10 protein-coding genes are annotated in these 12,751 nt (G+C 68.4%); 6 read left to right on the top strand and 4 right to left on the bottom strand.

Annotation, left to right across the window (positions count from 1 at the left end):
• The first annotated feature begins 4 nt into the window (after window positions 1-4).
• From AB8P05_RS00965 to AB8P05_RS00990, 6 genes are all read left to right on the top strand, one after another.
• A complete protein-coding gene (locus AB8P05_RS00965) occupies window positions 5-343 on the top strand; it encodes an STAS domain-containing protein (RefSeq protein ID WP_472758446.1) in 339 nt (112 codons plus the stop codon).
• An 89-nt stretch (window positions 344-432) separates the two neighbouring features.
• Complete coding sequence (locus AB8P05_RS00970; protein WP_149223352.1) at window positions 433-831, top strand: response regulator; 399 nt, start codon at window positions 433-435, stop codon at window positions 829-831.
• Between the two features lie 280 nt (window positions 832-1,111).
• A complete protein-coding gene (locus tag AB8P05_RS00975) occupies window positions 1,112-2,716 on the top strand; it encodes a BON domain-containing protein (RefSeq protein WP_472758447.1) in 1,605 nt (534 codons plus the stop codon).
• A 344-nt stretch (window positions 2,717-3,060) separates the two neighbouring features.
• Complete coding sequence (locus AB8P05_RS00980) at window positions 3,061-3,618, top strand: TetR/AcrR family transcriptional regulator (protein WP_472758448.1); 558 nt, start codon at window positions 3,061-3,063, stop codon at window positions 3,616-3,618.
• A gap of 36 nt (window positions 3,619-3,654) precedes the next feature.
• Window positions 3,655-4,914: an efflux RND transporter periplasmic adaptor subunit gene (locus AB8P05_RS00985; RefSeq protein WP_472758449.1), complete on the top strand. Its 1,260-nt coding sequence runs from the start codon at window positions 3,655-3,657 to the stop codon at window positions 4,912-4,914.
• Window positions 4,911-8,039: an efflux RND transporter permease subunit gene (locus tag AB8P05_RS00990; RefSeq protein ID WP_472758450.1), complete on the top strand. Its 3,129-nt coding sequence runs from the start codon at window positions 4,911-4,913 to the stop codon at window positions 8,037-8,039. The genes AB8P05_RS00985 and AB8P05_RS00990 overlap by 4 nt, the downstream gene beginning before the upstream one ends.
• Before the next feature lie 406 nt (window positions 8,040-8,445).
• Here AB8P05_RS00990 and trpE read toward each other — a convergent pair whose 3' ends face one another.
• The 4 genes from trpE to AB8P05_RS01010 all read right to left on the bottom strand — a co-directional run bounded on the left by trpE (window position 8,446) and on the right by AB8P05_RS01010 (window position 12,733).
• The gene (trpE, locus tag AB8P05_RS00995; protein ID WP_472758451.1) at window positions 8,446-9,957 is read right to left on the bottom strand and encodes an anthranilate synthase component I; all 1,512 of its coding nucleotides are present in this window, start codon (window positions 9,955-9,957) and stop codon (window positions 8,446-8,448) included.
• Between the two features lie 43 nt (window positions 9,958-10,000).
• Window positions 10,001-11,881, bottom strand: coding sequence for a peptidylprolyl isomerase (locus AB8P05_RS01000; RefSeq protein WP_472758452.1), 1,881 nt, complete (start codon window positions 11,879-11,881; stop codon window positions 10,001-10,003).
• A gap of 196 nt (window positions 11,882-12,077) precedes the next feature.
• Entirely contained in the window at window positions 12,078-12,257 is a 180-nt protein-coding gene (locus AB8P05_RS01005; protein ID WP_472758453.1) for a CsbD family protein, read from the bottom strand.
• A gap of 104 nt (window positions 12,258-12,361) precedes the next feature.
• Window positions 12,362-12,733 (bottom strand): hypothetical protein, encoded by a 372-nt coding sequence (locus AB8P05_RS01010; protein ID WP_472758454.1) that lies wholly within the window; start codon window positions 12,731-12,733, stop codon window positions 12,362-12,364.
• Between the last annotated feature and the right edge of the window lie 18 nt (window positions 12,734-12,751).

A 12,751-nucleotide genomic window follows, 5' to 3' on the forward strand; every position in this document is an offset into this window, starting at 1 on the left:
GGGGATGAATATTACCGAACAGTCGGTCAACGGCGTCACCGTGCTGCGCGCGGAAGGCCGCATCGACAGCGGCAACGCCGCCCAGTTCGAGGCGGCGCTGCTGTCGGCCATCGGGGCCGAGGGCACGCGGCTTGTTGTCGATATGGAACAGCTTTCCTACATCAGTTCCGCCGGGCTTCGCTGTCTGCTGGTCGCCGCCAAGGCGGCACGGGCGAAGCGCGGGGCCATCGCCCTGTCGGCCATGGCGCCGCACATCCGCGAGGTGTTCGACGTCAGCGGCTTCTCGTCGCTGTTCGAAATCCATGCCGACGCGGCTGCCGCGGTGGCGGCGCTTGGCGGGTGACAGCGGGCGGTCAGGGCACCGGGGGCGTATTCAGCCGGCTGCGGCCGGCCTTGCGATAAGGCGGTTCCCGAAAGGGGGCCGGGTGTGTGATGGGAAGTGCCATTCGGCCCAACATCCTGGTTGTTGAAGATTCGCCGGCCGTGCGGCTGTCCGTGGCCGGCTATCTGGAGGGCCGCGGGTTCGACGTGACCGAGGCGGAGAATGGCCGTGCCGCCATCCGCGCGCTGGACCGCCGCAGTTTCGACCTGATCGTCACCGACGTGCTGATGCCGGAGGTGGACGGGATCGAACTGATCAAGGCGGCGCGCACCGCGCAGCCCGACGTGAAGATCCTCGCCATGTCCGGCGGGGCTCCGAACATGCCGGCCGGCTATCTTCTGAAGATGACGCGCATGTTCAATGCGGATGAGATCATCTACAAGCCCTTCCTCAACGAAGAGTTGGGGGCCGCGGTTGCCCGTCTGCTCGACCGGCCGCTTGCAAATTAAGCAGTTTGAAGTCTCTGCCCAATAAAAGGGCGCAAAAGAAAGCGGCTTCGGAGCATGAAGCGCCGAAGCCGCAAGTGATGCGTGGAACCAACCGCTCTTCACTACGCAATCCCCGTGCCAGAAGTCTCCGATAGGACCGCCGGCGGCGGGGAAAAATCCGGAACGCCGTTTGGTCCCTCCTGTTGTTCGGGAAACGCGGGCGCACCGGCGCCGGTGGCTTATGCCATTGGTGTCGTGCCGGCCGCGGTTCCAAGAATCCAGCAAGAGGGAGCCGACCACGATGGCGCAGTACGAGAATCGGTGGCGCGGTGAGGGCCGCGACTGGCGCGACGACGACCGCGAGCCGAACCGGCACCGCGATTGGGGCGAGGCCAAGCACGCCGGGGTCTACGATCCGGACGAATACCGGTCGGGCGACCGCGAGAGCATGTATCGCCAGCAGGCGCACCGTCACCAGGACGAAAGCGGGCGCAGCTACCGCGACGCCGGCTATGGCGGACGCGTCGGCAACGAATCCGGCGGCTATGGCCGCGAGTCCCATATGGACCGCGACAATTCCCGCGAGATGGAGCGCGTCTATGACCGCAGCTTCGGTGGTGGGCGCGACATGAGCCGCGGCGGCTATGGCGCCGGCTATGGCGGCCGGTCCGGGTCGAGCGGCTATGGCGGCTATGCCGGCGCCGGCAATGCCGGGATCGAAGGCAACTACACCAGCCGCGACGTCGGCAGCAGCGAGTATCGCGACCGCGACTACGGCGTGCGCCCCTATGGTGAAGGCGAGCAGGTCGTCCGCGGCCGCGGCTCCCTCGGCTATGGCGGCCGCGAATACGGCGAGCGCGAGACCGGAGACCGCAACTATGGTGGCCGCGACCATCGCAGCCGCGATTACGGTTCCCAGGGCGGCTACGGCGGCGGTTACGAGTCCGGCCGTGATCGCGGCGATTGGGGCAGGGGCGACTACAGCCGGCGCGACTTCGGCGGCAGCTCCTCCACCAGCCGTGGCGGCGTCTATGGCGGCTACCAGCGCGACGATGATCGCGACCGCTCCTGGGGCGAGGACCGCGGCGGCATGTTCCGCGGCCAGGACATGCGGGGCGGCTATGGCGGTGGTCGCAGCGAGCGCCGGGACGACGACCGCGGCCACTCGCGCCAGCGCGGCTTCTGGGAGCAGGCCGGCGACGAGATCGCCTCCTGGTTCGGCGACGACGATGCCGAACGCCGCCGGCACGAGGATGAACGCCGCGCCTCCCAGCATCGCGGACGCGGTCCGCGCGGCTACAGCCGCTCCGACGAGCGGGTGCGCGAGGATGTCAGCGACCGCCTGACCGACGACGCCTACATCGACGCCTCCGACATCGAGGTGACGGTCAGCGGCGGCGAGGTGACGCTGACCGGCATGGTTCCCGACCGCCACACCAAGCGCCGTGCCGAGGATGTGGCCGAGTCCGTGTCCGGCGTCACCCATGTGCAGAACAACCTGCGTGTCCGCAGCCAGACCGGCAACCAGGGCGGTTCCGGTTGGGGCAGCTCCACCGGGGCCGGGGCGTCCGCCATGGCGAATGCCGGCAGCGGTTCCGAGACCAGCTCGACCTCCGGCTCGACCTCCGGCGCATCGACGGGCATCAGCTCCGGCACCACCGCCTCCGCCATGGGCGGGACGACGGGCGGCCTGCAGGGGGGCGACACCACGGTCGGCACCAATACCGGCATCGGTGCGGCCACCGGCAGCGGCACCGGCTCCGCGTCGCCTTCCACGACCGGCACCGGGGCCGGGGCCAGCGGCGGTCCCGCCGGCGCCTCCGCCGGGACCGGGTCGATGAGCGGTTCGACCACCGGCGTCACCGGCTCGGTCGGCACCGGCCGCTCCTCCACCACGCGGAGCTGACCTGCCGCGCCCGCAGGGGGCGTATCCGATAAAGGCAAGGCTTGCGCAAGGGGCGCTGGTCCCGGTTTCCCAGGCGGTGCCGCCTCGGGAAGCCGGGACCGGCGCCCTTCGCGGCGGAGGGGCGTCGCCCGGCCGCCGGCACAACGCATGATGGCTGTCCGGCGCCCCGCTCAATTCCTTGTCCGGGATGGGGTTTCGACGATGACGCCGATTTCATTTTTACTGGAGCCTGGTTCCTTGACACTCTAAGGAACTCCACTATCGTCAGTTTCCGAAACCCGTGGGTTCCATTCATGCCTCTCGATGCGGAAGAGATACCTGACTGGCGGGCTCGGCGGCGCGAGGTGATCCTCAACGCCGCGGCGGAGCTGTTCGCCGGCCGCGACTATGCCTCCGTCCAGGTCGAGGAGGTGGCGAAGCGGGCCGGTGTCGGCAAGGCGACGCTGTACCGCTACTTCCCCTCCAAGGAGGAGCTTTATCTGGAATCGCTGGAACGGGCGCTGGGCGGGCTGGAGCAGAAGCTGAACGCCGAAATCGCTCCGCAGCAGGTTCCGGCCTCCGTCCGCCTGTCGGCGATGGTCTCCGCCCTGGTCGGCACGCTGAGCGAGCAGCTGCAGACGCTGAAGCAGCTGGGCGGCGACCAGTCCGAGCTTGCCGACCGCACCCGCCGGATCATCGGCCGGCGAAGCGAGCGCACCGCGACCGCCCTGCAGCGGGTGATGGCCGACGGCATGGCGTCGGGCGAGTTCCGCAAGATCGATCTGGAGATCGTGCCGATTCTGGTGATCGGCATGGTGCGCGGCGGCATCATGCAGATGGACGAACGCCCGCGCGAGGCGCTGGAGCGCTCCGTCATCGACTTCCTGATGTCCGGCCTGACCAATCTGCCTCCTTTCATATAAGCGAAAGCCGGCCCCCGGCGTTTGGAGTCCCAACGGATGAGACGGCTTTTCCTGGCCCTGCTGGTCGCGGCACTGCTCGGCGGCGGCGGGTACGTCTGGTATGCGGACCGTTATGCCGGGGGTGCGTCCCAGACCGCCGGGGCGGGCGCGGCACCGGCAGGCCCCCGCGCGGTCCCGGTGGTGACCCAGAAGGTGGCGGCGCGCGCCGTGCCTGAACAGATCGTCACCATCGGCAGCGTCCAGCCCATCGCCGCCATCGCCATCAAGGCCCGCGTCGACAGCGTGGTCGAGACGGTGAACTTCACCGAGGGGCAGGAGGTGAAGGCCGGCGATACGCTGTTCACTCTCGACAGCCGCGCGCTGGAGGCGCAGCTGCGCCAGGCCCAGGCCAACCTGGAGCGCGACCGCGCGAACCTGGAAAAGGCCAGGGGGGACGTGAAGCGCTATTCCGAACTGGTGCGCACCAGCGCCATTTCCCGCACCACCTATGACGCCGCCGTCGCCACCGCCGACGCGCTGGAAGGCACGGTGAAGGCCGGGCTCGCGGCGATCGAGGCGGCGAAGGTGTCGCTCAGCTTCACCCGCATCACCGCGCCGATGGATGGGCGCACAGGCACGGTGAACGCCAAGGTCGGGACCATGGTCCGGGCGGCCGACACCAACCCGCTGGTCACGCTGACCCAGCTGCGCCCGATCAACGTCGCCTTCAACGTTCCGGAAAGGCATCTGCCGGCGATTCGCGCCGCGATGGCGGCGGGAACGCTGCCGGTGACCGCCACCATCGCCGGAAGCCGCGGCGAGAAGGCGGAAGGCAGGCTGTCCTTCGTCGACAGCCAGGTCGATCAGCAGACCGGCACCATCCTGGTGAAGGGCGAGTTCCCGAACGCCGACACCCGGCTGTGGCCGGGCCAGTTCGTCGACACCGTCCTGACCCTGCGGGTGGAACCGGACGCCCTGACCATCCCCGACCTCGCGGTGCAGACTGGCCAGCGGGGCCGCTTCGTCTATGTCGTGAAGGCCGACGAGACGGTGGAGGTCCGCCCGGTCACGGTCGAGCGCACCCATGGCGGGCTCAGCATCATCGCGTCCGGCCTGCAGGCCGGCGACCGCGTGGTGGTGGACGGGCAGTCGCGCCTGTTCCCCGGCGCCAAGGTGAGCGAACGGCCCGGCGGCAAGCCGGCCGGCGCATCGTCCGGCGAAACGGCCGAGGGCGGCCGCCAGCAGGGCTCCGCCCCGCAGGATGCGGCAGCGCGAAGCGCCCTGACCCAGGGCAAGACAGGCGGGGGTGCGACGTGAACCTCTCCGAACTCTGCATCCGCCGTCCGGTAATGACCATTCTCCTGACGGCGGCGCTGGTGCTGAGCGGTCTGGCGGCTTATCGCCAGCTGCCCACCGCGGCGCTGCCGCGGGTGGATTTCCCGGTGGTCAGCGTCACCGCCACGCTGCCCGGCGCCTCGCCGGAGACGATGGCGGCCTCCGTCGCCAGCCCGCTGGAGCGGGAATTCTCCACCATCGCCGGCATCGACACGCTGACCTCCAACAGCACGCTCGGCAACACCAACATCACCATCCAGTTCGTGCTGGAGCGCGACATCGACGCCGCAGCCGCCGACGTGCAGGCGGCAATCGCCCGCACCCAGCGCCGGCTGCCGGCGGACATGACCACGCCGCCCAGCTATCGCAAGGTGAATCCGGCCGACCAGCCGATCCTGTTCCTGTCGCTGAACTCGCCGACCCTGCCGCTGGCCCGGCTGAACGACATCGCCGAAACGCTGATCCAGCCGAAGGTCGCGACCCTGCCGGGCGTGGCGCAGGTGCAGATCTACGGCTCGCAGAAATACGCCGTGCGGGTGCAGGTGAATCCCAACGCGCTGTCGCTGCGCGGCATCGGCATCGACGAACTGCAGAAGGCGCTCGCCGCCGCCAACGCCAACACTCCGGTCGGCACGCTGACCGGCCAGCAGCAGCAGCTGGTGATCGCCGCCAACCCGCAGCTTCCAGACGCCGCAGCCTTCCGCGAGTTGATCGTCGCCTACCGCAACAACGCCCCGGTTCGGCTGGGCGACGTGGCGCAGGTGCTGGACAGCGTCGAGAACGACCGCACCGCCAGTTGGCTGAACGGCACGCGCAGCATCATGCTGGCGGTCCAGCGCCAGCCCGACGCCAACACCGTCGACGTGGTGGACCGCGTGCGTGAACTGGTGCCGGTGTTCCAGACCCAGCTTCCGGCCTCCGCCGCCATCAAGATCGTCAACGACCGCTCGGAATCGATCCGTCAGGCGGTGGAGGACGTGCAGTTCACCCTGGGCCTGACCATCGCCCTGGTGGTGCTGGTGATCTTCCTGTTCCTGCGCCGTCTGTCCGCCACGCTGATCCCGGCGCTGGCCGTGCCGATCTCGCTGATCGCGACGGCGGGCGGCATGCATCTGATGGGATTCTCGATCGACAACATCTCGCTGATGGCGCTGACGCTGGCGGTCGGTCTGGTGGTGGACGACGCCATCGTCATGATGGAGAACATCGTCCGCTATGTCGAAGAGGGGATGAAGCCGTTCGAGGCCGCCATCAAGGGCTCGCGCGAGATCGGCTTCACCATCCTGTCGATCACCCTGTCGCTGGTTGCCGTCTTCATCCCGATCCTGCTGATGGGCGGCGTCGTCGGCCGGCTGTTCCATGAATTCGCGCTGGTCGTGACCATGTCCATCGCCGCGTCGGCCTTCGTGTCGCTGACGCTGACGCCGATGATGTGCTCCCGCTTCCTGGTCCACCACACCCATGGCGAGCAGAAGGAGGGCTGGTTCGGCCGGATGCTGGAGGGTGGCTTCTCCGCCCTGCTCAACGGCTATGCCCGCACGCTGCGCTGGACGCTGCGCCACCGGCCGCTGATGGGGCTGGTGATGATCGGCACCGTGGTCGGCACGGTGGTCCTCTATCAGGCGATCCCCAAGGGCTTCTTCCCGACCGAGGACATCGGCCAGATCCAGGTCACGACGGAGGCGCGGGCCGACATCGCCTTCCCGGCCATGGCGGAGCGCCAGCAGCAGGTCGCGGCCATCGTGAAGGCCCATCCGGCGGTGGTGGACGTCATCTCCTCCGTCGGCGTCGGCGGCAGCACCGGCAACCAGGGCCGCATGTTCATCACGCTGAAGCCGCGCGATCAGCGCCCGGCGATCGGCGAGGTGATCCAGCAGCTGCGCCGTCAGGTCAACGGCATCCCCGGCATGGCCGTCTACATGCAGCCGGTGCAGAACCTGCGCATCGGCGGCCGCGCGTCCAAGAGCCTGTACCAGTACACCATCCAGGGCCTCGACCTGGACGAGCTGTACCAGTGGTCGGCCCGGTTGGAGCAGACCCTGCACGGCCTGCCCATTCTGCAGGATGTCACCAGCGACCTTCAGCTGAACAATCCGCAGGCCTACGTCCACATCGACCGCGAGAAGGCGGCGACGCTGGGCATCGGCGTCGATCAGGTGCGCTCGACCCTCTACAGCGCCTTCGGCCAGCGGCAGGTCTCGACCATCTACACCCCCAGCAACGACTATCAGGTGCTGATCGAGCTGGAGCCGAGATACCAGGGCGACGACAGTTCGCTGTCCCGCATCTATGTCCGCTCCGCCACCACCGGCAAGCTGGTGCCTCTGGACGCCTTCGCCCGGGTGGAGCGCACGGCCGGCCCGCTGGCGGTGGCGCACCAGGGGCAGCTGCCGGCGGTCACCCTGTCCTTCAACGTGGCGCCGGGCGCGTCGCTGGGACAGGCCGTCGACCTGATCCGTGCGTCGGAGCGCGAGATGGGCCTGCCGCCCACCATCACCACCGGCTTCGCCGGCACCGCCCAGGTGTTCCAGGATGCCCAGGCCGGTCAGGCGCTGCTGCTGTCTGCGGCGGTGCTGGTGATCTACATCGTTCTGGGCGTGCTGTACGAAAGCTTCATCCACCCGCTGACCATCCTGTCGGGCCTGCCGTCGGCGGTGATCGGGGCGCTCGGCACGCTGATGCTGTTCGACACCGAGCTGAGCATGATCGCCATCATCGGCATCCTGATGCTGATCGGCATCGTGAAGAAGAACGCGATCATGATGATCGACTTCGCGGTGGAGGCGCGCCGCAACGGCATGTCGGCGCATGACGCCATCGAACAGGCGTGCCTGCTGCGCTTCCGCCCGATCATGATGACCACCATGGCCGCCATCATGGGTACCCTGCCCATCGCCATCGCCCATGGTGCCGCCGCCGAGCTGCGCCAGCCGCTGGGTCTTGCCGTGGTCGGCGGGCTGTGCGTGTCGCAGGTGCTGACGCTCTACATCACGCCGTCGCTTTACCTCTACATGGAGGATTTCGGCCGCTTCGTCGCCAACCTATTCCAGCGCGGCGGCAAGGCCGATCTGCCCCATGGCCCGATGCCGGCCGGCGGCGACGACTGATCCCGCAATCGCTCCGCGTGCAGAAGCATCTTGCGGGACGCGGGAAATGGCTTATCTTTAGGGACAGGCGTATCGGGGTGGCTAGACCCCGATACGCCCATCCGATCAGCGGTTCAGAAGATCAAGGCACGCCTTGATGATCTGCAACAGCAGGATCAGGAGTGTGAGGATTTTCTCCATCCTCTTCTCTCCCTTGGTGTGCGGCGGTGGCGGCCCATCCGCCACCCCGTCCGCACCCGGCCACTATAACCACATGGTTGCAGATGTGTGCGCCGTCTTGCGTTTGCGGCGTGCGGAATCCTGTGGATAATCGCTTTTTGAGATCGAGCGTGTGGTGCCATTCGCCACCCGGACATGAAAAAGGCCGCTTCGGAAGCGGCCTTTTTGTTTGAGAGTGCAGTGTCGCCTATCCGCGGGCGGTGGTGCGCAGCGTCTCTTCCGCGGCGCGGATCAGCGCCATCGACTTGTTGACGGTCTCCTGATACTCGGCCTCGGGATCGCTGTCGGCGACCACGCCGCCGCCGGCCTGCACATACATCATGCCGTCCTTGAGAACGGCGGTGCGCAGCGCGATGCAGGTGTCCATTGCGCCGGACGCGCCGAAATAGCCGACGCAGCCGGCATAGACGCCGCGGCGGGCCTTTTCCAGCTCGTCGATGATCTCCATGGCGCGGACCTTGGGCGCGCCGGACACCGTGCCGGCGGGGAAGCCGGCGACCAGCGCGTCGAGCGCGTCGAACTTCGGGTCCAACTCGCCTTCGACGTTCGAGACGATGTGCATCACGTGGCTGTAGAGTTCCACGATCATCTTGGCCGTGACCTTCACGGTGCCGACCTTCGCCACCCGGCCGACATCGTTGCGGCCGAGGTCGAGCAGCATCAGATGCTCGGCCAGTTCCTTGGGATCGCTCAGCAGATCGGCGGCCAGCGCCTCGTCCTCCGCCGTGGTGGCGCCGCGCTTGCGGGTGCCGGCGATGGGGCGGACAGTGACCTTGCCGTCGCGCACGCGCACCAGGATTTCCGGGCTGGAGCCGACGACGGTCAGATCGCCGAAGTCGCAGTGGAACAGGAAGGGCGACGGGTTCAGGCGGCGCAGCGTGCGGTACAGCGACAGCGGCGACGGCTTGAAGGGGAAGCGGATGCGCTGGGATGGCACGACCTGGAAGATGTCGCCGGCGCGGATGTACTCCTTCGCCTTCTCCACGATCGCGTGATACTCCTCGCGCGTGGTGTTGGAGGTCCAGGCCAGCGGCAGGCCGTTCTCGGTCCGCGGCTCCCGCCGGTAGGGCAGGGGGCGCTCCAGATCGGCCAGCGCGTCGGTCAGCCGTTCCCGCGCGTCGGCATAGGCCGTGGCGGCGTCCTTGCCGTCCTTCGGCCAGACCGGAGTCACCAGAGTGATGGAATCGGTGTGGCTGTCGAAGATGGCGACGATGCTGGGCCGGGTCAGGATCGCGTCGGGGATGTTCAGCTCGTCCGGATTGTCGTCCGGCAGCCGTTCCATCAGCCGCACCATGTCGTAGGTCATGTAGCCGAACAGCCCGGCGGCCATCGGCGGCAGTTCCTCCGGCAACTCGATCCGGCTCTCGTTGATCAGCGTGCGCAGCGCGTCGAGCGGTGCCGCGTCCAGCGGATGGAAGGCGTCGCGGTCGTGCAGGGCGTCGCGGTTGATCTCCGCCCTGTTGCCCCGCGACCGCCACACCACGTCCGGCTTGAAGCCGATCACCGAATAGCGGTCGCGCCGCGACCCGGCACCGCGTTCCGCCGATTCCAGCAGGAAGCCGAAGGGGCGCCCATCAGCCAGCTTCATATAGGCGGAGACCGGCGTCTCCAGGTCGCTGACCAGCGTGGTCCACACCACCTGCGGCCGACCGGCGGCGTAAGCGGCATCGAAGGCGGTGGTATCGGGCTGGACCTTCACGGCACGGAACCTCTCGGATTGCTCTGTCGGCTGAGCCGGAGCCTCAGTTGCTGGCGAAGAACTGGTCGATGCGCTGGCGGTAGATCCGCACCGGGTACTTGTCGCGCAGCGCATTGGTGAACTCGGCCACCAGATCGTTCTCCAGCCCCTGTTCGACGGAGGCGCGGACCGGCGCCAGATCGGCGTCGGCGGCTTTCGGGTCGGCCGGGATCACTTCCCGGAGGCGGGCGACGACCTGGGCGTCGGCGGTGGTTCCGCTGATGACCTCGTTCGGCTTGGCGGCGAACAGCTTGGCAACCATGTCGCCCGGCAGCCCCTGGACCGACTGCGCATCGCGGGTGAAGGGAGCGGTCATGGCGAAGCTGGCGCCGGCCTGGGCGGCGACGTCCTGCGCCGCGGCCTCCGCACCCTGCTTCAGGCTGGCGGCGATCTCCTCGGCCTTCTTGGCGGCGCGCTCGGCGCGCTGTTCCTGCTGCCAGTCGGCGATGACCTGATCGCGCACGTCGGCCAGCGGGCGGACCGCGGCGGGGATCACGCTGTCGACGCGGACGGCGGTGAAGACGCTGCCCTCCCCCTCGGTCAGGTTGGAGGTGGCGCCGGTCTTCAGCTGGAAGACGGTGGGCAGCAGGGCCTTCAGGCCGGCCAGATCGGGGGCGGCGTCCCGGCCGTCCGGCGCCTTGCCGGTGCTGTCGATGGCGGCGACCTTGGTCAGGGCCAGCCCCTGGGCCTGCGCCACCTCGTCCAGCGAGGCGCCGCTGGCGAGCTGGTCCTCGACCCGGTTGGCGATGGAGAAGACGGAATCGAGCGCCTGCTCCTTCTTCAGGTCGTTCGCCAGCTGGTCGCGCACATCCTCGAAGCTGCGGGTGGTCGCCGGGGTGACGCCGGTGACGGCCATCACATGCCAGCCGAGCGAACTCTTCACCGGATCGGAAGTCTTGCCCGGCTCCAGCGCGAAGGCGGCCTCGCCGATCTCCGGCAGGTCGGCGCTGGCGATGTTGTCGAGCGTCACCGGCTCCTGGCCGGCTTCCTTGGCGGCCTCGGCCAGACCCTTGGTCTTGGCGGCCTCGGCGATCTGCTTGGCCTTGGCCTCGTCGTCGACGACCAGCATCTGGACGGTGCGTTTCTCCGGCGCACCGAACTCGCTCGCGCGCTCCTCGTACGCCTTGCGCAGCTGGGAATCGTCGATCTTGATGTCCTTGGCCAGCGCATCGGGCGACAGGCGGGCGACGGTCAGCGACCGGTACTCGGGCGCGGTGAAGCGAACCTGATGGTCCTCGTAAGCCTGCTTGATCGCCGCGTCGTCGGGGACCCCGACGTCGCCGATGGCGGCGTTCGGCAGCGTCACCACCTCGGCCACGCGCTTTTCGCCGCGGAAGCGGTAGAGGTCCTGCACCAGCGGCTGCGGCGGCGTCAGGCCGGCGGCGACGGCGCCGGCGACCAGCTGGCGTGCCGTCTCGCGCTGGATCATCGCGACATAGGCGTCCTCGGTCAGCTGGCTGTTGCGCAGCACCGAGCGGAAAATGTTGGGATCGAACTGGCCCTGCTGGTTGCGGAAGGCCGGCTCGTCGGCAATGCGCAGCCGGACCACTTCCGGTCCGACGGAAACGCCCATGTCGGTCGCGGCGAGGTCGAACAGGGTGCGCTGGATCAGCGACTGCAGCGACTGGTCCAGAAGGCCGAAGCGCTTGGCCTGCTCGGCGGTCAGGTTGCCGCCCAGCATCGGGCGCAGCCGTTCCATCTGCCGGCGGAATTCCTGGTCCAGCGTCTGCTGCCCGATTTCCACCTTGCCTACCTCGGCGACGGTGGTGGGGGTGGAGGCACGGAACACGTCGCCGATGCCCCAAACGCCGAAGCTGAGGATCAACAGCACGAACAGGATCTTGACGACCCAGGAGCCGGCGAAATTGCGGATGAACTGGAGCATGGGACCCGAATCTAAGCGCGTCGTTCGGCCATCCGGCCGGGGCGGCGCATCATAGATAGGGGAGGGTGGGGCGGCAACAGCCCTTTTCCGCGCGCATCATTTCGGGAAAGACGATTTCCGGCGTACCCTTGACGCGCGAAAGCCCCGGCGCCGCATCCGCTGCGGCGCCGGGGCTTTCCGCCATGGCGGCCGTCGCTTACTTCAGCGCGTCACGGGCGGCATCCTTGGCGCCGCCGACGGTGTTCTGAACCTTGCCGGCGGCCTTCTCGGCCCGGCCCTCGGCCTCGGTCTTCGTGTCGCCGGTCAGCTTGCCGGCGGCTTCCTTGATCGAGCCCTTGATGGAGCGGGCGGCGCCCTCAATGCGATCCTTGTCCATGGTGGCAACCTCCTGTGAGTTGGTTATGCCTGGACAACACGCCGGAAGGGGAAAGGCTCCATTAAAAATATTACACCAAAGCGAAACTTGGGCGGTACCGCAGGTCAGGCGCGCCGCGGCCCGTCGATGCCACGCCCGGCCGACCGCTGCGGCGGATTGGCTGCCACCGCCGTCCCGCCGGTGCAGCGGCGGCGCAGCGCGGCCAGCGTCAGCGCATGGTGGCTGATGCGGTTGCGGAACTCCCCGTCCACGCGGCTGAAGGCGCTGTAGGCCAGCTTCACGGCGGCGGAGGACCGGGTTCGCCGCGCCTCCTGCAGAGCGTCGCGCAGGGTGCGCAGCTCCAGGATCCCCGGCACGAAAGCCATCTCCACCGCCTCCGCCAGGATCTCGATGGAGCAGAGCGTCGCTTCGTCGTCGAGCGCCCGTTCGTCGGTCGGGCGCCGGCTGGTCGGGAGCCGGCTGGGTGGGAGGCTCATCGGCATGCCTCCGGTTGG

The sequence above is a fragment of the Azospirillum sp. VT-I1 genome (assembly GCF_055698305.1).